This is a genomic window from Sphingobium sp. TB-6, from assembly GCF_012927365.1.
Classification (GTDB): domain Bacteria; phylum Pseudomonadota; class Alphaproteobacteria; order Sphingomonadales; family Sphingomonadaceae; genus Sphingobium.
The window spans coordinates 365191-384449 of record NZ_JABBGL010000002.1; the positions used below are offsets into that span (position 1 = coordinate 365191).

Annotated in this window: 22 protein-coding genes; 11 read left to right on the forward strand and 11 right to left on the reverse strand. The window is 64.5% G+C overall.

Translation table 11 applies throughout. From position 1 onward, the window contains the following. The first annotated feature begins 1 nt into the window (after position 1). A complete protein-coding gene (locus HHL26_RS04950) occupies positions 2–841 on the forward strand; it encodes an aminoglycoside phosphotransferase family protein (RefSeq protein ID WP_066555306.1) in 840 nt (279 codons plus the stop codon). Here HHL26_RS04950 and HHL26_RS04955 read toward each other — a convergent pair. Continuing rightward, positions 828–1436 carry an ATP-binding cassette domain-containing protein gene (locus HHL26_RS04955; RefSeq protein WP_066555309.1) on the reverse strand — a complete coding sequence of 203 codons (609 nt, stop codon included), beginning with the start codon at positions 1434–1436 and terminating at the stop codon, positions 828–830. The two genes, HHL26_RS04950 and HHL26_RS04955, sit on opposite strands and share 14 nt — an antisense overlap. Then, a complete protein-coding gene (modB, locus tag HHL26_RS04960) occupies positions 1426–2124 on the reverse strand; it encodes a molybdate ABC transporter permease subunit (RefSeq protein WP_066555314.1) in 699 nt (232 codons plus the stop codon). Before modB ends, HHL26_RS04955 begins: the two co-directional genes overlap by 11 nt. Before the next feature lie 110 nt (positions 2125–2234). Between modB and HHL26_RS04965 the strand changes: the two genes are divergently transcribed. Next, a complete protein-coding gene (locus tag HHL26_RS04965) occupies positions 2235–2981 on the forward strand; it encodes an HAD-IIB family hydrolase (RefSeq protein WP_066555317.1) in 747 nt (248 codons plus the stop codon). A gap of 29 nt (positions 2982–3010) precedes the next feature. Here the strand turns inward: HHL26_RS04965 and modA are convergent, their stop codons facing one another. Further along, entirely contained in the window at positions 3011–3784 is a 774-nt protein-coding gene (gene modA / locus HHL26_RS04970; RefSeq protein WP_066555319.1) for a molybdate ABC transporter substrate-binding protein, read from the reverse strand. Between the two features lie 105 nt (positions 3785–3889). On the opposite strand from modA, the gene HHL26_RS04975 reads away from it, so the two are divergent. Beyond that, entirely contained in the window at positions 3890–5557 is a 1668-nt protein-coding gene (locus HHL26_RS04975) for a molybdopterin-dependent oxidoreductase (RefSeq protein WP_066555322.1), read from the forward strand. Here the strand turns inward: HHL26_RS04975 and HHL26_RS04980 are convergent. Both HHL26_RS04980 and HHL26_RS04985 read right to left on the reverse strand, forming a co-directional pair. Continuing rightward, positions 5545–6720, reverse strand: coding sequence for a glycosyltransferase (locus HHL26_RS04980; RefSeq protein WP_066555324.1), 1176 nt, complete (start codon positions 6718–6720; stop codon positions 5545–5547). The genes HHL26_RS04975 and HHL26_RS04980 overlap by 13 nt on opposite strands. A gap of 70 nt (positions 6721–6790) precedes the next feature. Continuing rightward, positions 6791–7354 carry a helix-turn-helix transcriptional regulator gene (locus HHL26_RS04985; RefSeq protein WP_066555326.1) on the reverse strand — a complete coding sequence of 188 codons (564 nt, stop codon included), beginning with the start codon at positions 7352–7354 and terminating at the stop codon, positions 6791–6793. Between the two features lie 99 nt (positions 7355–7453). Here HHL26_RS04985 and HHL26_RS04990 point away from each other — a divergent pair, with 99 nt between their 5' ends. After that, positions 7454–7909, forward strand: coding sequence for a DUF6456 domain-containing protein (locus HHL26_RS04990; RefSeq protein ID WP_066555329.1), 456 nt, complete (start codon positions 7454–7456; stop codon positions 7907–7909). Between the two features lie 42 nt (positions 7910–7951). On the opposite strand, the gene HHL26_RS04995 is transcribed toward HHL26_RS04990, so the two are convergent. Continuing rightward, the gene (locus HHL26_RS04995; protein WP_066555332.1) at positions 7952–8398 is read right to left on the reverse strand and encodes an NfeD family protein; all 447 of its coding nucleotides are present in this window, start codon (positions 8396–8398) and stop codon (positions 7952–7954) included. Then, the gene (locus HHL26_RS05000) at positions 8395–9366 is read right to left on the reverse strand and encodes an SPFH domain-containing protein (protein ID WP_066555334.1); all 972 of its coding nucleotides are present in this window, start codon (positions 9364–9366) and stop codon (positions 8395–8397) included. The genes HHL26_RS04995 and HHL26_RS05000 overlap by 4 nt, the downstream gene beginning before the upstream one ends. An 80-nt stretch (positions 9367–9446) precedes the next feature. Between HHL26_RS05000 and HHL26_RS05005 the strand changes: the two genes are divergently transcribed. After that, entirely contained in the window at positions 9447–10262 is an 816-nt protein-coding gene (locus HHL26_RS05005) for a CoA ester lyase (RefSeq protein ID WP_066555337.1), read from the forward strand. A 208-nt stretch (positions 10263–10470) separates the two neighbouring features. Next, positions 10471–11220 carry a hypothetical protein gene (locus tag HHL26_RS05010; protein ID WP_240962339.1) on the forward strand — a complete coding sequence of 250 codons (750 nt, stop codon included), beginning with the start codon at positions 10471–10473 and terminating at the stop codon, positions 11218–11220. A 247-nt stretch (positions 11221–11467) separates the two neighbouring features. Here the strand turns inward: HHL26_RS05010 and HHL26_RS05015 are convergent, their stop codons facing one another. Both HHL26_RS05015 and ubiG read right to left on the reverse strand, forming a co-directional pair. Beyond that, on the reverse strand, positions 11468–12061 hold the full coding sequence (locus HHL26_RS05015; protein ID WP_066561453.1) for a YdeI/OmpD-associated family protein: 594 nt from the start codon (positions 12059–12061) through the stop codon (positions 11468–11470). Between the two features lie 5 nt (positions 12062–12066). After that, positions 12067–12804, reverse strand: a complete 738-nt coding sequence (gene ubiG, locus HHL26_RS05020) for a bifunctional 2-polyprenyl-6-hydroxyphenol methylase/3-demethylubiquinol 3-O-methyltransferase UbiG (RefSeq protein ID WP_066555344.1) — start codon at positions 12802–12804, stop codon at positions 12067–12069. Between the two features lie 159 nt (positions 12805–12963). Between ubiG and HHL26_RS05025 the strand changes: the two genes are divergently transcribed. The 3 genes from HHL26_RS05025 to HHL26_RS05035 all read left to right on the forward strand — a co-directional run bounded on the left by HHL26_RS05025 (position 12964) and on the right by HHL26_RS05035 (position 16518). Then, on the forward strand, positions 12964–14229 hold the full coding sequence (locus HHL26_RS05025) for an aspartate kinase (protein ID WP_066555346.1): 1266 nt from the start codon (positions 12964–12966) through the stop codon (positions 14227–14229). A 143-nt stretch (positions 14230–14372) separates the two neighbouring features. Next, positions 14373–15383, forward strand: coding sequence for a nitronate monooxygenase (locus HHL26_RS05030; protein WP_066555347.1), 1011 nt, complete (start codon positions 14373–14375; stop codon positions 15381–15383). 295 nt (positions 15384–15678) lie between these two features. Beyond that, a complete protein-coding gene (locus tag HHL26_RS05035) occupies positions 15679–16518 on the forward strand; it encodes a hypothetical protein (protein ID WP_169575944.1) in 840 nt (279 codons plus the stop codon). Positions 16519–16689: 171 nt separating this feature from the next. Here the strand turns inward: HHL26_RS05035 and HHL26_RS05040 are convergent, their stop codons facing one another. Further along, positions 16690–17124 carry a helix-turn-helix domain-containing protein gene (locus HHL26_RS05040; RefSeq protein WP_066555363.1) on the reverse strand — a complete coding sequence of 145 codons (435 nt, stop codon included), beginning with the start codon at positions 17122–17124 and terminating at the stop codon, positions 16690–16692. Positions 17125–17226: 102 nt separating this feature from the next. Here HHL26_RS05040 and HHL26_RS05045 point away from each other — a divergent pair, with 102 nt between their 5' ends. Continuing rightward, the gene (locus HHL26_RS05045; protein WP_066555365.1) at positions 17227–17967 is read left to right on the forward strand and encodes an SDR family oxidoreductase; all 741 of its coding nucleotides are present in this window, start codon (positions 17227–17229) and stop codon (positions 17965–17967) included. A gap of 43 nt (positions 17968–18010) precedes the next feature. On the opposite strand, the gene HHL26_RS05050 is transcribed toward HHL26_RS05045, so the two are convergent. Next, positions 18011–18682, reverse strand: a complete 672-nt coding sequence (locus tag HHL26_RS05050; protein ID WP_066555366.1) for a winged helix-turn-helix transcriptional regulator — start codon at positions 18680–18682, stop codon at positions 18011–18013. A 125-nt stretch (positions 18683–18807) separates the two neighbouring features. Between HHL26_RS05050 and HHL26_RS05055 the strand changes: the two genes are divergently transcribed. After that, the gene (locus HHL26_RS05055; RefSeq protein ID WP_066555374.1) at positions 18808–19248 is read left to right on the forward strand and encodes a VOC family protein; all 441 of its coding nucleotides are present in this window, start codon (positions 18808–18810) and stop codon (positions 19246–19248) included. Positions 19249–19259: the final 11 nt, after the last annotated feature.

A 19259-nucleotide genomic window follows, 5' to 3' on the forward strand; every position in this document is an offset into this window, starting at 1 on the left:
CATGGCGGGGACGCCGCCGACGCTTTCCGGGATAGTGGAGGATAATCTGGCGACCCTGGCGTCGGGCGCCAGCGCGCGGGTTTGCCGCGTCGGGGAGCGCTTTGTCGTCAAGATCTTCCACGCTGCCGTGTCGGAGGAGATGATCGACCGTGAATTCGCCGCTGCGACGCTGGCGGCGGATTGCGGCATCGCCGTCGCCCGGCCGGTCGAGTCCTTGCGGTTGAGGGCGGGGCGGGCGATCCTCTATCCGGAGATTGAGGGGCCGACGATGATGCGCCAACTGCGCGTGCGTCCGCTGCGCAGCGGCGCGATGCTGCGCGACATGGCGGCATTCCATCGGCGGATTCACGACTGCCCGGCGCCGGGGTTGCGCTCGCTGCGGGACGTGTTGCGGACGGACATCGTCTACGGACCTGCGGATGCGGCCTTGCAGCAGGCGGCGCTTCGCCTGCTGGATGGGCTGCCCGATGGCGACCGGCTGTTGCATGGCGATTTTCACGTCAAGAATATCCTGATGACGGACAGCGGGGCGGTCGCGATCGACTGGTCGAAGGCGGCGCAGGGGGCGGTCACGCCGGATATAGTGCGCACGGAAATGCTGATGCGCTTTGGCGAGGGGCCGCAGGATTGGCTGACCAACAGGGCGCGGGACTGGGCGGCGCGATGCTATGCGGATCATTATCGTCGCCTTGCGCCCGGTCATTTTGCCCAGGTGGCGGAGTGGCGGGCCGTGGTTGGGCTGGCCTGGCTGCGCGCGCGGGCGTCGGTGCGGCGGAAGGCTTTTCTGGCCTATCTCAATCGTGCGTTGGCGGAGGTGGGCTTGCCGCTCATAGCGGAATGATGTGATCGGCCAGCCGTTCGACTTCCGCACGGTCGTGGCTGACATAGAGCATCGGCATGGCAAGGTCGTGCTTCATCCGCTCGATGACGGTCAGGATTTCCTCGCGCCTGGCCGGGTCGAGCGAGGAAAGCGGTTCGTCCAGCAGCAGGAAACTGGGGCCGGACAGTAGTGCCCGCCCGATCGCGACGCGTTGCGCTTCGCCGCCTGAAAGCGTGGCGGGCCAGCGATCGAGCAAATGGCCGATGCCCAGGAAATCGAGTACCGCCTCGAAGGGCAAGGGCGCATCGCCATGCCGACCGTAGAGCAGGTTGGCGCGCACCCGCATATGCGGGAAGAGGCGTCCGTCCTGGAAGACATAGCCTGCCCGGCGTTGGGGCGCCGGAACATTGATGGCGGCGCTGCTGTCGAACAGCGTTTCACCTGCGACTGCTATCCGGCCGCGATCCGGCGTGATGATGCCCGCGACCATGTTGAGGATGCTGGTCTTGCCCGCGCCGGATGGACCAAAGAGCGCGACGAGGCCTGCGCCCGCATGGGCATGCAGGGCGATGTGGCGTTCACCGATGCGGTGGTCGATCTCGATATCAAAGGACATGGTTGGTCCTTCCGCCGCCAGCCCGGCGGGCGAGCGCTTCGGAGGCGACCAGCGCGGCCAGCGACAGCAGGATCGAGATGACGGCAAGGCGCGTCACCGCCGTTTCCGCGCCGGGCATTTGCAGGGCGGAATAGATGGCGATGGGCAAGGTGCGGGTTTCGCCGGGGACATCGGACACGAAGGTGATCGTCGCGCCGAATTCCCCGATGGAACGGGCAAAGCCGAGCACCAGTCCGGCCAGCACGCCCGGCAGCGCCAGGGGCAGGGAAATGGTGAAGAAGACGCGCCGCCGCTTGGCTCCCAGGGTCTGGGCGGCCTGCTCCAGCCGCCGGTCGATGCCCTCGATCGATAGCCGCATGGCGCGCACCATCAGCGGCATCGCCATGATCGCGGAGGCGAGCGCGGCGCCGGTCCAGCGGAACATGAAGCTGACGCCCAGCGCCTGTTCGAACAGCCTGCCCAGCGGCCCGTTGGCGCCGAACAGCAGCAGCAGCAGCCATCCGGTCACGACCGGCGGCACGACGAGCGGCAGGTGCACGAGGGCGTCGACGAGCAGCTTGCCGGGAAAGCGCGACCGGGCGAGCAGCCAGGCCAGCGCGAAAGAGACCGGCAGCATCAGCCCGACCGCGACCAGGCTGACCCGGAGCGATAGAGTAACAATGCCCCATTCTTCGGGAGAGAGGATCATGCCGCCCTCTTTCTAGCAGGATAGTGGAAAATACCAGCCTTCGTCATGGGCATTGCATCGTTCCGGCTCACAGGGCAAATCCGCAGCCTGTCCCTTCTGGAGCTTCCCGCATGAAATCCTTGATCGCCTTCGACCTCGATGGAACCCTTGCCGAGAGCAAGCAGCCGCTGGGCGAGGCGATGGGGGAAGCGTTGGCACGACTGCTGGAGGTCGCGCATGTCGCGGTGATCTCCGGCGGCGACTGGCCGCAGTTCGACAAGCAGGTGGCGAGCCGACTGCCGGAACGGGCCGATCGTTCGCGCCTGTGGCTGATGCCGACGACCGGGACGAAGCTCTATACCCATGGCGAGGGCGGTTGGCGCCCGGTCTATGCCGAATTGTTCGATGAGGCGCAGAAACAGGCGATCCTGGCGGCGTTCGACGCTTCGCTGGAAGCGACGGGCTTCGTGCCGGAACAGGTGTGGGGTGAGCGGATCGAGGATCGCGGCAGCCAGATCACCTTTTCCGCCCTTGGCCAGCAGGCGCCGATCCACGCCAAGGAGGTGTGGGATCCCGATTTCGCCAAGCGCAGGGTGATTCAGGCGGATTTGCGAGATCGCTTGCCGGGCCTGTCGATCAACATGGGCGGGGCGACCTCCATCGACATCACGCGGGAGGGGGTGGACAAGGCCTATGGTCTGAAGAAGCTGCGCGACGCGAGCGGGATCGCGCTGGACGCGATGATGTTCATTGGGGATGCGATCTTCCCCGGCGGCAATGATTATCCGGCGAAGCAACTGGGGCTGGATACGGTGCGGGTGCGCGATCCGCAGGAGACGCTGGCGGTGATCGACGCGATTGTGGCCTGTCAGAGGTGATTTTCCCTCCCGGTTACGGGGAGAGAAAATCAAGGCCGGCTGAAACCGTAGCGGGCGAAGATGCTCTGTCCGGACCGCGACAGCAGGAAGCGGCGAAAAGCTTCGGCCTGCGGGTTCCGGCTCGCGCTCAGCCGGGCGATGGGATAGCGGATCGGCGCATGGCTGCCTGCCGGGAAAGCGCCGACCACGACCACGTCCTTCGATGCGCGGGCGTCCGTCGCATAGACGATGCCCAGCCGCGCCTCGCCGCGTTCCACCAGGGTCAGGGCCGAGCGGACATTGTCGCCCAGCGCCAGACGGTTCGCGACGCTGGGCCAGACGCCCAGCGCGGTGAGCGCCGCCTTTCCATATTTGCCCGCGGGCACGCTGTCGGGATTGGCCATGGCGAGCCGGGAATCGCCCAGCGCTCTGGCGATCGGCATGCCGCGCGCGATGCGCAGCCGCAGCGGCGCCCGCGCCGGGGCGACCAGCACCAGCCGGTTGCCCGCCATGTCGGCCCGGGTGCCGCGCTGGAGCAAGCCCCCCCTTTCGACATCGTCCATCCAGTCTTCATCCGCGGACACGAACAGGTCGGCCGGGGCGCCGCTCCTGATCTGGCGGGCGAGGGCGGATGAGGCGGCGAAGGACAGGACAGGCCGGGCATGGCGCTGCGCCGCCCAGGCATCGGCGGCGGTGTTCATCGCCTCCTGCATGCTGGCGGCGGCCAGCACCAGCGGACCGCGCTGCTGCGCCATGGCCGGGGCAAGCAGTATATGAAAGAATATAGCGACGAACGTAGCGGCGCGGAGAATCACTTTCGGCATGGCTTTGCTTCTGCCAGCTTCGCGCCCTTTTGTCTTGGTCCGCCATCGGTTAAGCGGAGTTTATGACGTTTCGTCCGACCCCGCCGGTCCAGGCCTGATCGCATCGTGGCGGTCGTTCGTTCGCTTTGCGGCCAATGCGGCGTGGGATGCGGCATCCGGGCCGTGACCGGCGAGGGGCGCGAGGCTCGCATCGAAGGCGATCCCGTGCATCCGGCCAATAGCGGCCTGCTCTGCACCCGCAGCGAGGCGCTGAAGGACATGCTCGCTTTGGACGGCCGATTGCTGCGGCCGATGGTGGATGGCCGTGCGGTCGGATGGGATCGGGCCATCGATCAGGCCACGCGCCGGCTTGCTAGCGTCATCGCCCGTCATGGCCCCGACAGCGTGGCGATGCATGTGCCGGGCGGCCTGCTGACCGAGGATTATTATGTCGCCAACAAGCTGATGAAGGGCTTCATCGGCTCCGCCCATATCGATGCGCCTGCCAGCGCGGCGGGCGGCATGGCGGCGGCGCAACGTGCCGCCTTTGGCGAAGATGTGATGCCCGCCGCCTATGAGGATCTGGCGCAGGCGGACATGCTGCTGTTGGTGGGGGAAGCGACTGCGCGCCGTCATCCGGTGCTGCATGAGCGGATTGCCGAGGCGCGGGCGGAACAGGGTGCGCGCCTTGTCCTGATCGCGCGCACGGACGAGGGGCAGGAGGTCGAGGCCGATGAGCGCCTGACAGTCGCGCCGGGCAGCGAGGCGGCGCTGCTGAGCGGGTTGCTGCTGCATTGCTATGATCATGGCGTGCTGGACCGGGATTTTCTGAATCGGAACCTGCTCGTGCCGCCGGACTTTTGGGTGGGCCTGCGCCGGGGGCATGATCTCTGGTCGGTGGCGCGGGCCTGCGAGTTGGCGCCGGGGGAAGTGCGCGGATTTTATGAGCGGGTGGCGGCCATGCCCCGGCTGGTGACGCTGTTCAGCCCGCGTGGCGCGGGGGAGGCAGGGCGGCGCCTGTCGGCCGCCATTCTCAATTTCCATCTGGCAACCGGGCGGATCGGCAAGCCGGGCGCGGCACCCTTTGCGGTGACGGATGCCGCCAATGGCATGGGCGCGCGCGAAGTCGGATGCCGGGCCGGTGAACTGGCCGCGCACCGGGACTTTTCGATCGAGGCCTTGGCGCAGGTCGGCCGCTTCTGGGGCGCGGCCGCGCTGGCGGACAGGCCGGGATTGTCAGGCGCCGCGCTAGCCGACGCGATCGAGACGGGACGCATCAAGGCGTTGCTGATGCCGGGCGGCTTGCCGTCGGCTTCGCATCCGATCCGTGGCCTGCTGGAGCAGGTGCCGCTCATCATCCTGACCACGCCGTGGAACGAGCCGGAAGTGGAGACGCTGCGCATGATCGCGCTTCCTGCCCCGGTATGGATCGAAAAGGACGGGACGTTGACCGGCGCCGACCGGCTGATCAGCCGGCAGCGGTGGCTATTCCCGTTGCCTGGAGAGGCGAAGCCCGACTGGTGGATCATGACCCGGATCGCCCAGGCCATGGGCTGGCGCGATGCCTTTCATTATGAACGGCCCGCGGAAATCTATCGCGAGCATGTGCGGCTGACCGCCTATCGCAATGAGGGGGCGCGGCTGCTGAACCTCAAACGGCATGCGCCCATTTCCAACCCCGCTTATGATGAACTGACGCCGTGGCGTTGGGGAGAAGTGCCGTTTGATGAAGGGCGCTTTCCCACGCCGGATGGGAAAGCGCGGTTGGTCGCCTTCTGGGATCAGGATTCCTGACCGGCGATCGTGCGCAGATGCTCCAGCAGCGCGTCGCCATTGGCGGCCCAGGTGAAGCGCAGCGCAGTTTCGCGCACCGCTTCCCGTTCGGGCGGGTTGACCAATATGTCGCTGATGGCGGCGGCCAGGGCTTCGGGTTGGCGGGCGACGATCTGCCCCGCTTCGGGCCGGTCGAGCAGTTCGCGCGCGCCGCCGACGTCGCTGATCACGATCGGCGTGCCGCAGGCCAGCGCCTCCACCCAGGCATTGGCCAGGCCTTCGGACGAGGATGGCAGCGCCATGACGTCGGCGGCGGCATAGATGCGCGGCAGCCGGTCATGCGGCACGGACCCCAGGAAGCCGATGCGCCGGTCGACGCCCAGTTCCTCCGCCTGTTTCTCCAGTGCGCGGCGATATTGCCCCTGACCCGCGAACAGCAGCGTGACGCCCGGCAGTTGCGGTAGCGCCTGCACCAGCAATTCCTGCCCCTTGCGCGGAATGAGCGCGCCGACGCACAGCACCACCGGCCCTTCGAAGCCCAGGCTTTCCTTCGCCGCCGCCTGGTCGGTCAGTTCGAATCGGTCCAGGTCGACGCCGGTATAATGGACGCGGATCTTGTCTGCATCGATGCCCATGCGCGCCATCGACCGGCGCATCGCGTCGGACACGGAGAGCAGCCCGGCGGCGTCTTCGGCTGCGCGCTGCACCATTTTCCGCGTGCCCCGGCGCATGCCCCAATAATGGATGTCGGCGCCGCGAGCCTTTACCGAATAGGGAATGCCCAGCGCGCGGGAAAGCCGCTGCGCCACCGGGCCGTCGGGGAAGAAGAAGCTGGCGTCGATGACGTCGAAAGGCTGCTGCGCATGCAGGCGCCTGACCAGCGGCAGGATGGCGCGGGTCATGCTGTGGACGTTGAAGCGCCCGCCGAATTTGGGAATGATCGGAAAGACCGGGCGATGGACGGTCAGATCCTTCCACCGTTCCTTGGCGGGCAAGGCGCGCAGGGCGGCATATCGCTTCGCCTTCGACAGCGGCCAGGGCGGGATGCCCAGCGGCGCGACGACCGTGACCTGGACGCCGTCCCGGCTCGCCAGTTCCCGTGCCTGCCGTTCCACGAAGACGCCGAAATTGGGACGGCTCATGTCCGGGAACAGGGTCGACAGCATCAGGACGTTCAGCGTCATCGCATCTTCCTAACGGGTAGCTTCGCGTCAACCATGGTCAGGGCAGGGTTAAGGATGAAATCGCCTTTGTCTACAGTCGTCTCACCAGTTGGACGGCCACGGCGCCCCAAGGTGGGTCACTTATCACCTGCTGGCGCGTACCGCTGCCCAAAGGAAGGATGTGCAGCCGGTCGTCCTCGCGCCCGATCAGCCGTCCGAACAGAAAGCGTCCGGCATGGCGCGGCAGCAGCAGGTCGCGGTTGAGCACGCTGGAAAATTCGTCGGGCAGGATGCGGCGGCACCAGATTTCATCACCGCTGCGGTAATCCCCGATGCTGCCCGATACTTGAACGCCGACCATCGCATCGACGGGCGCTGGAGGGGGAAGGGAGAGCGGCCGGGTCGGCGCGCGGGCGCCCTCCGGCCCCAGCAGCGCGGCGACCGGCACGACATTCTGGCCGGGCAGGGCGACCAGTTCGGAAGAGGCGACGCCCAATGCCTTGGCGATGCGGTTCAGCCAGTTGACCGATACGGTTCGGGTGCCGGTTTCCAGCCGGCCGATGGTCTGGGCGGTGGTCGGGGGAACGCATAACGCGCCGACCTGCTCCAACGTCAGTCCCTTGGCTTTGCGTACCTCCCGGATGCGGGTGATCATATCTCGTCCTATTTTTTACCTATTTGGTTTTTATGCTTTCCTACAAACTGATGGGCGTGGCAAGTCCCCTTGCATCCAGTTCCAGTAGGGAGACGCGCCATGGCGATGCAATTTGTCGAACAGATCATAGAGGATCCCTTCGGTCGGGCGCAGAAGGTGGCGGTCAATCTGCACGAATCGCCGCTCGCCTGGCTGCATGCGCGGGGGCATTTGAGCGAGCGGCATTATCTCGCCGGGGACAGGCTGCGCGCGGATTGGGAAAAGGCGGGGCTGGGGCCGCGAATCACCATGCGCTGGGATGCGGCGCCGGGGCAGCGGCAGGGCAGAGGGGCGGGGACGGTCGAGCCGGGCCTTGCGCAACTGTCTGCGCGGGAACGGTTCGACGGCGCGATCCGCGCGGCGGGGCCGGGACTGGCCGATGTGCTGTGGCGCGTCGTTTGCGCGGGCGAAGGGCTGGTCGCGGCGGAAAAGGCGCTGGGCTGGCCGAGCCGCGCGGGCAAACTGGTGCTGACGCTGGCGCTGGATCGAGTGGCGGGGTGGTATCGGGTGGGGTAGGTGAGGCGGGTTTTGGCCGTTCCACACCTATAACTGCTGCTCTCAGGCCAGTTCCACCTTCAACTCCGATGCCTCCGCTCCGATCACCCTGACCCTTGTTCCGACCGGGGCGTCGGGACCACGGCAGGACCAGACGCTGTCCCCCACCTTCACCCGCCCATGCCCATTGTCGATCGGTTCGACGACGGTGACGATCTCTCCCACCAGTCGCGCCGTGCGGTCGTTGAGCAGCGGATCCTGCGAATCCACCGGATTGGCGGTGTACCAGCGCCGCCCGCCCCATACCGACACCAGGCAAAGGCCCGCGAAAAGCAGCAACTGGAGAGGCACGGAGATCGGGAAGGCGAGGGCCGCAAGGCCCGTCACGGCGGCGGCCAGCGCGACCCAGATCAGGAACACGCCGGGTATCAGAACCTCGGCCACGCCGAGCAGCGCGGCGAAGACCAGCCAGCCCCAATGATCGTCCAGCATGGCGAGCCAGTCGGTCATGCCTGCCCCTGCCCGAACGGGCCGCGGCGCGGCGGCGCGGCAGGGGGTGGAGGCGGCGTGATTTCCCCCAATGCCTCCTTCGCCAGCGCGCCGATGCCGCCCAAAGTGCCGATCAATTGGGTCGCCTCGACCGGGAAAAGGATCGTCTTGGCATTAGGCGAAGTGGCGAACTGGCTCACCGCCTCGACATATTTCTGGGCGATGAAATAGTTGATCGCCTGCGCATTGCCATTCGCGATGGCGTCGGACACCATCTGCGTCGCCTTGGCTTCTGCCTCCGCCTCGCGTTCGCGGGCTTCGGCATCGCGGAAGGCGGCTTCGCGGCGGCCTTCCGCCTCCAATATCTGGCTCTGCTTCTGGCCTTCGGCCTTCAGGATTTCCGAGGCGCGCAGGCCTTCCGATTCCAGAATGAGGGCGCGCTTCTCACGCTCGGCCTTCATCTGGCGGCCCATGGCGTTGACGATGTCGGCGGGCGGGCGGATGTCCTTGAGTTCGACGCGGGTGATCTTGATGCCCCAGGCATTGGTGGCATGATCGACCACCGACAGCAGGCGGGCGTTGATCTCGTCGCGCTTGGAGAGGGTTTCGTCGAGGTCCATCGACCCCATCACCGTGCGAAGGTTGGTGGTGGCGAGCTGCATGATCGCGACATAGAGTTCCGACACCTCATAGGCCGCCTTGGCCGCGTCCAGCACCTGGAAGAACACGACGCCGTCGACCGAGACCATCGCATTGTCCTTGGTGATGATCTCCTGCCCCGGAATGTCGACCACCTGTTCCATCATGTTGATCTTCCGCCCCACCGCATAGAAGAAGGCGGGATAGAAATTGAGGCCGGGGCGCGCGACTTCCGTGAAGCGGCCGAAGCGTTCGATGGTATATTGATAGCCTTGGCGCACGACCTTGACGCTCACCGCCAGATAAAACAGCACCAGGAATGTCACCGTCAGTGCGAATGTCGTCAGCATCGCTGCTTCCCCCCTGAAATCCGCTTGGACTATGACGTGAAATCATGAATGGGAAAAGGCAAAGTGATAGGAGTTTCATCATGTTGTTGCGCCACGCCCGATCGCTGCTGTTCCTGCCCGCGTCGAACCCCCGCGCCATCGCCAAGGCGCGGACCCTGCCCTGCGACATGGTGATCCTGGATCTGGAGGATGCGGTGCCCGACGATCGCAAGGAAGAGGCGCTGGCCAATGCGGTCGAAGCCGTGGCGGAGGGCTTTGGCGGGCGTCTCTGCGCGGTGCGCATCAATGTCGAGGGCGCGCCGTCGCATGGGCGGGAGATGGTGGCGCTCAAGGCGTCCGCCGCCGACTATGTCGTGCTGCCCAAGGTGGAAAATCCCCGCCAGGTGAAGGATGTGTTCAGCGTCTGCCAGAAGCCGGTGATCGCGATGATCGAAAGCGCCGCCGGCGTCGTTGCGGCGCAGGCGATCGCGGCGGCGGAGGGCTGCGAGGGGCTGTTCATGGGGAATAACGACCTGCGTCAGGATCTGGGAATTCCGCCGTCGGCGGGACGGGACGGTCTGGCGCTGTCGCTGCAATCGGTCATCCTGGCGGCGCGCGCGGCCCGGATCGCGGCGTTCGACGGGGTGTTCAACCGGCTGGACGATGAGACCGGATTCGAAAGCGAATGCGCGGCGGGGCATATTCTGGGCTTCGATGGCAAGACGCTGATTCATCCCAGCCAGGTGCCGGTCGCCAATCAGGTATTCGGTCCCGATCCCCAGGCGGTGGCGGATGCGCGGCGGCTGATAGAGGCGGCGACTGGCGGCGCCGAGCGTTTCGAGGGCCGCATGATCGAGAGCATGCATGTCGAGGAAGCCAAGGCGCTGATCGCTCGCGCCGAGGCGGTGGTGGCGTAGCCGCGCCGCCGGACGATGAAAATATCCGGATGGATAATAGCCTTTTGAGGCGTCGGGATAGGGGAAAGGACGCAATTCCGCGATGTTTCCGGATGCGTCATAAATGTCACTGTCAACAAATAATTAATGGCATTTTTATGGCAAAATGTTAATGTTCGATCTGCGGGGTCCAGCCGATTCTGCGAGGTCCATCATGTCTAGGTTGAGGATGGCGGCGGGTGCCGCCAGTTGTTTCGTTGCGCTCTTTTTGGGTGGTGCTGCGTCTGCGGGGGAGGCACAGTGCTGGCAGCCTTATGAAGTGGAAGCGGCACGAGTCAGGGATTTACAGATCATGTTGATGCTGGGATCGCTGAAGTGCCGGTCGACGAATAGTGAAATAACGGCGAAATACGATAAGTTTAATGAGAGAATGGGAAACGCCGATAAATATAATAGTGCGTTGAAGCTGCGCTTCATGCGAGAAAATGGCATAGCTGACGGGCAGCGTGCTTATGATGATTTTATAACCAGGCTGGCCAATAGTCATACCGATGGCGTCCAATCCGCGGGTTTCTGCCAAATGGCCGATACGCTGCTGACCTTGGCGACCAATGCCGGTGAGAATGAACTTCCGATGCTGGCTCGGAATTTCTCGGACAAACCGGCGGGGGTTGGCGATGTCTGTGAATTGAAGACCGCTGTGGCGGCGGCTCCGGCCGTGGTTGCTGCGGATGCAGTGAAAGCGGCGGCGCCGGTCAATGATCCGGTGACACCGACAGCGGTAGCGGCTGAGACGGCAGCGCCGCCGCCGGTCACGCCACAATCCGCTGCGGCGGCGCTGGAGGCGGCTGCGGTCGCGCTTCAGTCGGCTGCGGCGAGCCTCAAGACCCAGTCCGGTGCACCGGCCAGCGCGGCGACAAAGGATGCCGCGTCGGACGCCCAGCCGACGCTGGTGGCGGTGGCGAAACCAGTAAGCTGAGAGTTGGAGAGGTGCCGCGTTATTGGGGGAGCGCGGCATGGGGGTAATCAGACCCCGGAGCGCTTTTTAGTCCCCGCTGCGTTCCCTTGGACTCCAACTCCGGCTTGCCGGTCTGGATAAGGTAGCGAGTCTTGCGCTGCGCGGCATTGATCGGGCGTGGGTCGTACGTTCTGCGGTTGGTCGACATCAACGATGGCGGCCGGATTCATTCTCATCCGTGGCCAGGACAGTTTTTCCTGCCTGAAGCTCAGCGCTTTTCATATTTCCAGTTGCGGCCCTTGCCCTCCGCGATCCATTCCACCGCTTGGGTGATGCGCTTGTCGCGCGTCGCGTCGGTCCGGGCATCATTGATCCATTCGCAATAGTCCCGGGTCTTGCCGGGCGGGAACTTTGCCCAGATGGCGGCCGCAGCCGGATTGGCGTCGATGGCGGCGGCGAAGTCGGGATGCAGCGGGAGCGGCGCACGCGGCGCCTTCAGGCTGCTGCGCGGCTTGTCGCCCGCGTCGATCAACGCCATGGCCTTGGCCAGCAAAGCGGCGATGTCCGCGTCGGCGGGCAGGTCGCTCAGGCTTGCGATCCGGCCGAACTGGCCCATGGCTTCTTCGCTGGCGCTCTCCCGCTCCACCTTGTCATGCCAGAAGCCGAAGGCGACATGGCGCTGGAAGCCGGCCATGTTGCAGAGATTCCGATCCCGATAGGTGAAGAAGGGCATGCCCCATTTCACCGCCTCCACAATATCGGGGGAGGCGGCGTGGATCAGGGCGCGCAAATGGGTGAGGATAGGCCGGGCGAAATCGGCCTGCTTCGCGATATAGGCGTCGATGCGGGGATCGCCCGCCATCGCCTTCACCTTTGCCGGTGGCGGGCGGTCAGCAGATAGTTGATCGCCTTGTTGGACGAGAGGATGAAGCCCTTGGCGGGCGTGAAGCTGAGGCCGGTGCTGTCGGTGACTTCCAGGCCGGCGTCCTCCAGCAGCTTCGTCAGTTCGTCGGGGTTCAGGAATTTGTGCCAGTCATGGGTGCCCTTGGGGATGCCGCCGATGCTTTCGCCAATGGTGATCATGGCGATGCGGGAGAGCGGCGTGCGATTGGGGGTCGAGAGGATCAGCAGGCCGTCCGGCGCCAGCCTTTCCGCCAGCGCGGCGATGAAGGCCGCGGGGTCCGTGACATGTTCGATCACTTCCATCGATGTGACGAGATCGAAGCCGGTTTCCTCCAACTGCTCCACCGGGGTTGCACGATAGTCGATGGCAAGGCCTTGCCCCTCGGCATGGCTGCGCGCCACGGCGATATTCTCCTCCGCAGCATCGAGCGCCGTCAGCTTCGCGCCCATGCGCGCCAGCGGTTCGGAGAGCAGCCCCGCGCCGCAGCCGACGTCCAGTACTCGTCGGCCCGTAAGGGGGTGAAAGCTATGGCAATGCCCCGGCCAGTGCCTGTCGATGGCGTCGCGGATATAGCGCAGGCGCACGGGGTTGAGTTTGTGCAGCATGGCGCTGCTGCCCTTGGGATCCCACCAGTCGGCGGCCATGCTGCCGAAATGCGCGGCTTCGCGGGGATCGATGGTGCTGGAAACGGTGTTCGCCATGGCTCCCTGCTATCAGCGTCCGCACGTCCGCGCCACCTGTGCTTTGCCGGGGCGGGGGGTGGGAGGTTGCCATATTCGCCGCTGCTGCTAATAGGAGCGCCGTTTTTGTACCCATATTGGGCATTTTCTTTCTTTTCAGCAGGCGGGTTCGACAAGCAAATGGCGCGCATCGTGATGAAATTCGGCGGCACCTCCATGGCGGGGATGGAGCGAATTCGCAACGTGGCCGCGCGAGTCAAACATGTCGTCGAACAGGGTCATGAAGTCGCCGTCGTCGTCTCCGCCATGGCGGGCGACACGGACCGGCTGGTCGGATTCTGCAAGGAAGCCTCGCCGCTCTACGATCCGGCGGAATATGACGTGGTGGTCGCCAGCGGCGAGCAGGTGACGAGCGGCCTGCTCGCCATGACGCTGAAGGCGATGGGCGTGGATGCGCGGAGCTGGCTCGGCTGGCAACTGCCCATCCGCACCAACGAAGCGCATTCCAAGGCACGCATCGGAGAGATCGACACGAACGACCTGCTCGCTTCCATGCGATCGGGCACGGTCGCGGTGATTCCCGGCTTCCAGGGCATGATGGAGGATGGCCGCATCTCGACTCTGGGCCGTGGCGGGTCGGATACGTCTGCGGTCGCGGTGGCGGCGGCGCTGAAGGCGGATCGCTGCGACATCTATACGGACGTGGACGGCGTCTACACCACCGATCCCCGCATCGTGGCGCGGGCGCGCAAGCTGGACCTCGTCACCTATGAGGAAATGCTGGAGCTGGCCTCGGTCGGGGCCAAGGTGCTCCAGACCCGTTCGGTCGGCCTCGCCATGAAGGAAGGCGTGGTCGTGCAGGTGCTTTCCTCCTTCGATGATCCCACCCAGGATGACCTCCCCGGCACGCTGATCGTCAGCGAAGAGGAACTGGAAGCCAAGCTCAAGGAAGACAAGATGGAACGTCAGCTCATCACCGGCATCGCCCATGACAAGAATGAGGCGAAGATCACCCTGACCCGCGTGCCGGATCGTCCGGGCGCCGTGGCGCACATCTTCGGGCCGCTGGCCGATGCCGCGATCAACGTCGACATGATCATCCAGAATGTCGGCCGCGACAAGGGCGAGACCGATGTGACCTTCACCGTGCCCGGCGCGGACCTGGCGCGGGCGCTGGACGTGCTGGAGAGCCAGAAGGACGTGATCGGCTTCAACCGGGTGATCCCCGATACGAAGGTGGCGAAGGTGTCGGTCGTCGGCGTGGGCATGAAGAGCCATGCGGGCGTGGCTTCGGCGATGTTCCAGGCGCTGGCCGATCGCGGGATCAACATCCTCGCCATCTCGACCAGCGAGATCAAGGTGTCGGTGCTGATCGACGAGGATGAGACCGAACTGGCGGTGCGCGTGCTGCATACCGCTTATGGGCTGGACGCGCCGGTCGCTTGATTTATCGGCCCCTCCCCTTCGGGGGTGGGGCTGTGCCCCACAAAGCAGCGTGTGGGGAGAACCCCCACCCCAACCCTTCAAACGAGTCACGTGCCTCGTTTGAACCTGAAGGGGAGGGGCTATTTGATTCTAGAGGCTTGCACATGACGAACGCCAAACTCGCTTCCCTGATGGCCCGCGGCACCGAATTTCTGGGCTGCGACGTCGCGATCATGTGCGGGGCGATGAGCTGGGTTTCGGAGCGGCATCTGGTGGCGGCCATCTCCAATGCGGGTGGCTTTGGCGTGATCGCCTGCGGTGCGATGACGCCTGACCTGCTCGACAAGGAAATTGCGGCGACCAAGGCGCTGACGTCCAAGCCCTTCGGCGTGAACCTCATCACCATGCACCCGCAATTGTTCGAACTGATCGATGTCTGCGCGAAGCATGAGGTCGGACATGTTGTCCTGGCAGGCGGCCTGCCGCCCAAGGGCAGCATCGAAGCCATCAAGCAAAAGGGCGCCAAGCTGATCTGTTTCGCCCCCGCATTGGCGCTGGCGAAGAAGCTGGCACGGTCGGGCGTCGATGCGCTGGTGATCGAGGGAATGGAAGCAGGCGGCCATATCGGGCCCGTCTCGACCAGCGTGCTGGCGCAGGAAATCCTGCCCGAAATGGCGGCGCAGCTTCCGGTGTTCGTCGCGGGCGGAATCGGGCGCGGCGAGTTGATCGCCGGCTATCTGGAAATGGGCGCGGCAGGCGTGCAGCTTGGCACCCGCTTTGCCTGCGCGACCGAGAGCATCGCGCATCCCAATTTCAAGAAGGCGTTCTTTCGCGCTTCGGCACGCGATGCGATCGCCAGCGTGCAGATCGATCCGCGACTGCCGGTCATTCCCGTCCGCGCGCTCAAAAATGCCGGGACCGAGGCCTTTACCGCCAAGCAGCGCGAGGTTGCCAATCTGCTGGACAGTGGTGCGGTCGACATGGGCGAGGCGCAGCTTCAGATCGAACATTATTGGGCGGGCGCGCTGCGCCGCGCGGTGATCGATGGCGATGTCGAAGGTGGATCGCTGATGGCCGGGCAGTCGGTCGGCATGGTGTCCAAGGAAGAGTCGGTGACCGATATCATCGCCCAGTTGATGGACGAAGCGGCGGTGGCGCTGGAACGGCGCGGATAGGGCCAATCGACATTCAGATGATGACGTGCTGAAAATGGTGGTTTTTCGTGACCCGGAGCGCAGCGTACTAAAAGTACGTGAGCACCGGAAGCACGGAAAAGGGCCATTTGCAGGCCGTCAGGGCTGAATGTCGATTGGCCCTAGGGTTGTTCATGCCGACCCTGTTCTTGTGCAGGGAAGCGGCGGGATGAAATGAATCCCTTGCCGGATGGGCCGGGTTCCGTTCCGGTCGTCAGGAACGCATGGCTTTGCCATGAGTTTGTTCTGTCCGGATAATGACCAGAGGGATGTAAGGGTGCCGCTGCGTACCGTCGTTCGCCGTTTTCATGAGCTTGCATCTGTCACGGCGCTCGCGCTGATCGCAGGCTGTTCCACGCCCGAGAAGGCGCCGCCGCCCACGCCGCCGCCCCCGGTGGTGCCGACGATCAAGCCTCTGCCGCCCATGGGCGCGGTCGAGGAGATGAGCATTCCGGAAGTGGGCGGTGATGGCAAATATCTGACGCCCAATCGCGGAGTGACGGCCAATACCGCACTCTGGCATGTGCGCATGGCGCTGAACGTCGCGGCGCTCTCCTGCCATGGCGTCTACGAACCGGCGCGCATCCAGTATAATCAGATATTGCATGTGCATGAGGCAGCGCTGCGGGAGGCGAATGCGGCCGTCGACCGCAATTATCTGGTTGCTTACGGCACGGGCGGGCTCAAGGCGCGGGAGTTGCTGAATACCGTCGTTTATAATTTCTTCGCTCTGCCGCCGGTGACGAAAAGCTTCTGCCCTGTCGCGATCGAGGTGGGGGCGAAGGTGCTGGCGATGCCGTCGAACCAGTTGCTGGCCTATGCGCCAGAGGCGCTCACGGCGCTCGAAAAGCCGTTCCAGGATTTCTACGCGGCCTATGCCGATTATCTGCGGCGCCTGGCCGAGTGGCAGTCGCGCTTCGGCGGCACGGTGACGGTGGTGGTGTCGCCCACGCCGCTGCCGCCGCCGCCAACGCCGCCCAAGGAAGTGGCGTCCGGTTTCGTTCCCGCCTCCCCGGTGACGCCGCCTTCGGCCATGGCGCGGGGCGCGCCGGTACGGGTCGAGGTGCCGACCTTTCCGCTGACGCCGATGCGGGAAACCTTCATTCCCGTGCAATAGAGCATCGTGCGGAAAAGTGGGAACCGGTTTGCCGCTTAAAGCGATGCAACCACAAGGAATTAGAGCGCGCGCCCTGCGTCTGATTGAGCGCAGCGCGCTCTCATTATCTTTTGTTTTCCGCATTCTGCGAGCCATCGGCTGTTCCAGCCGATTTCAGAATGCTTTAGCCCGTCAGTCGCGCGCGTCGAAGCGGTGGCGGGATTCCTCTACCGTATCCAGATTGCGCTCCGCCCAGACCCAGACGCCGCAAAAGGCGGCGCTGAGACTGTTGCCCAATGGGGTCAGGGCATAGTCGACGCGAGGCGGCACCACCGGATGGACCGTGCGGGTGAGGAGGCCGTCGCGTTCCATCTGGCGCAGCGTCTGGGTCAGCATCTTCTGGCTGATGCCCTCCACCTGCTGCGCAATGCGGGTGAAGCGTAGCGTGCCCTTTTCCTCCAGCAGTTCGAGGACCAGCAGCGTCCATTTGTCAGCGATGCGGCCGATCAGATCGTTCACCAGCCGCTCGATTCGCGGGTCGAGCGGCGCTTCGGGATTGGTGTCGATGAAGCTTTCCGCTTCAGCGATCTGATCGGGAGCGAAGCGTTTTTCCAACGGATTTGCCATTTCTCACCTTCGAGTATGTATGACACTTCGCGGTGCCTTCTTTCCAAAAGAGAGTGTAGCCCTAAATTGCCGTTCACACCATGGCTTCACAGGAGATGACCCATGCAGAAGAGCGGCAACACCATCCTCATCACCGGCGGCGGTTCGGGTATCGGCGCGGCGCTGGCGCATGAATTCCATGCGGCGGGCAATCAGGTCATCATCGCGGGGCGGCGGCAGGCGGCGCTGGATGCCGTGGTCGCGGAGCATCCGGGCATGGCGGCCCTGACCGTCGATATGGAAAATCCCGAAGCGATCGCAACCTTTGCCGGGAAGGTGGTTTCGGATTTCCCGGCGCTCAATGTCGTGATCCATAATGCCGGGATGATGACAGTGGAGAATCGGATCGACCTTGCCGTTGCAGAGGCCACCATCGTGACCAATTTGCTGGGGCCGATCCGGCTGACCCATGCTTTGCTGCCGCATTTGCTGGCGCAGCCCGCCGCAACGCTGATGACGGTGACGTCGGGACTGGCCTTTGTCCCGCTGGCGGCGACGCCGACCTATAGCGCGACCAAGGCGGCGCTCCATAGCTGGTCGCTGTCGATGCGCGAACAGCTCAAGGGCACCAGTGTAGAGGTGATCGAACTGGCCCCGCCGGGCGTGCAGACCGACCTGATGCCGGGCCATGCGGAAAATCCGCAGATGATGCCTCTGGATGCGTATATCGCGGAGGTCATGGGCCTGCTGGGGCAGGAGCCTGCCTTGGAGGAAATCTGCGTCGAGCGGGTAAAGTTCCTGCGTGATGCGGAGCGGCGCGGCGAGTTTGCGCAGGTGTTCGGGATTTTGAACGCGGGGCATTGAGCGGAGAATGTCTACGCCGTCCTGATCCTGGGTGGGTTGGTCCTCAAGAAGCTGGCGTGACCGTCGAAGGCGCTTTGGTGGGCAAGGGGAAGAGGCGGACGAAGCGCCTTGCCAACGCCTTGTCTCCCTCCACCTGAAGCGCATCCGCGACATCCTCAAAAGTGAGATCGCCATAGATCACGGCGGCCAGCGCATTGCGGTCGCCGGACAGGATCGCGTCCGCACCGGCCGCTTCGCCGCGCTCGGCCGTGAAATCGTCGTTCTTCAGGATCAGGCGGAACTCCTCCTCCCCGAAGCGCAGGCCGATGGTGGCGTTCAAATCACCGATGCGGCCGCGGTCGATCATGGTGCGCAGCGACAGGATCACCGACACGTTGCTCATGGGCATGCCCGGTTGCATCGTGGGCGAGCGGGAGGCCCAGCGGCCCAGCACCTGGAACAATATTTCCGACTCGCGGCCCCATTGCGTCAGCTCATAGATCTGGCTGGCGGCGGGCGGGGGCAGGCGGCGGCGGATGAGGATGCTGGTGGCCTCCAGCTCCTCCAGCCTTTGCGTCAGCACATTGGCGCTGATTCCGGGCAGGCTGGCGCGCAGATCGGTGAAGCGCTTGGGGCCGAGCATCAATTCCCGCATGATGAGGAGAGCCCATCGGTCCCCGATCAGGTCCAGCGCATGGGCCGTCGCGCAGCCATCCTGATATGCCCGTTTTTTCAATCGCCTGCGCCTCTAGTTATTTTTTATAACTTATAAGTTGTATAAGATAATTTGCGAGTGCATGAAGTTCAAGCCAGTGAGTCGCATCGACGACCCTGCAACAGATAATCGCGAGGAGATGTGTGATGTCGAACGCCCCCGCTCCGAAGATGATTTTCGTGAATCTGCCGGTGACGGACCTGCCTGCCTCGATCGCCTTCTATGAGGCGGTGGGCGCGATCCGGAACAATGATTTTGCCGATGACAGCGCGCAGATGTTGAGCTTTTCGGAAAGCATCCATGTCATGCTGCTGACGCATGAGCGGTTCACGAGCTTCACGCCGCGCAAGATTCCCGATGCGCATGAAACCGCGCAGGTGCTGTTGGCGTTGAGCGAAGCGAGCCGGGCGGATGTCGATGCGACGGCGGACAAGGCGCTGGCGGCGGGCGGAACGGAGCCCAATCCGCGGCAGGACCATGGTTTCATGTATGGCCGCAACTTTGCCGATCTGGACGGCCATATCTGGGAAGTGGCATGGATGGATATGGAAGCGGCGCTGGCGGCCAACAAGGAAGCGGCCGCCTGAACTCTGCCTTT

Coding starts and splice junctions, on each gene's coding strand:
- HHL26_RS05005 (WP_066555337.1), top strand. CDS start 9,447: ATGTTGTTGCGCCACGCCCGATCGCTGCTGTTCCTGCCCGCGTCGAAC.
- HHL26_RS04950 (WP_066555306.1), top strand. CDS start 2: ATGGCGGGGACGCCGCCGACGCTTTCCGGGATAGTGGAGGATAATCTG.
- HHL26_RS04955 (WP_066555309.1), bottom strand. CDS start 1,436: ATGTCCTTTGATATCGAGATCGACCACCGCATCGGTGAACGCCACATC.
- HHL26_RS04990 (WP_066555329.1), top strand. CDS start 7,454: ATGGCGATGCAATTTGTCGAACAGATCATAGAGGATCCCTTCGGTCGG.
- HHL26_RS04980 (WP_066555324.1), bottom strand. CDS start 6,720: ATGACGCTGAACGTCCTGATGCTGTCGACCCTGTTCCCGGACATGAGC.
- HHL26_RS05010 (WP_240962339.1), top strand. CDS start 10,471: ATGGCGGCGGGTGCCGCCAGTTGTTTCGTTGCGCTCTTTTTGGGTGGT.
- ubiG (WP_066555344.1), bottom strand. CDS start 12,804: ATGGCGAACACCGTTTCCAGCACCATCGATCCCCGCGAAGCCGCGCAT.
- modA (WP_066555319.1), bottom strand. CDS start 3,784: ATGCCGAAAGTGATTCTCCGCGCCGCTACGTTCGTCGCTATATTCTTT.
- HHL26_RS05045 (WP_066555365.1), top strand. CDS start 17,227: ATGCAGAAGAGCGGCAACACCATCCTCATCACCGGCGGCGGTTCGGGT.
- modB (WP_066555314.1), bottom strand. CDS start 2,124: ATGATCCTCTCTCCCGAAGAATGGGGCATTGTTACTCTATCGCTCCGG.
- HHL26_RS05015 (WP_066561453.1), bottom strand. CDS start 12,061: ATGGCGGGCGATCCCCGCATCGACGCCTATATCGCGAAGCAGGCCGAT.
- HHL26_RS05030 (WP_066555347.1), top strand. CDS start 14,373: ATGACGAACGCCAAACTCGCTTCCCTGATGGCCCGCGGCACCGAATTT.
- HHL26_RS04965 (WP_066555317.1), top strand. CDS start 2,235: ATGAAATCCTTGATCGCCTTCGACCTCGATGGAACCCTTGCCGAGAGC.
- HHL26_RS05055 (WP_066555374.1), top strand. CDS start 18,808: ATGTCGAACGCCCCCGCTCCGAAGATGATTTTCGTGAATCTGCCGGTG.
- HHL26_RS04985 (WP_066555326.1), bottom strand. CDS start 7,354: ATGATCACCCGCATCCGGGAGGTACGCAAAGCCAAGGGACTGACGTTG.
- HHL26_RS05000 (WP_066555334.1), bottom strand. CDS start 9,366: ATGCTGACGACATTCGCACTGACGGTGACATTCCTGGTGCTGTTTTAT.
- HHL26_RS04995 (WP_066555332.1), bottom strand. CDS start 8,398: ATGACCGACTGGCTCGCCATGCTGGACGATCATTGGGGCTGGCTGGTC.
- HHL26_RS05040 (WP_066555363.1), bottom strand. CDS start 17,124: ATGGCAAATCCGTTGGAAAAACGCTTCGCTCCCGATCAGATCGCTGAA.
- HHL26_RS05025 (WP_066555346.1), top strand. CDS start 12,964: ATGGCGCGCATCGTGATGAAATTCGGCGGCACCTCCATGGCGGGGATG.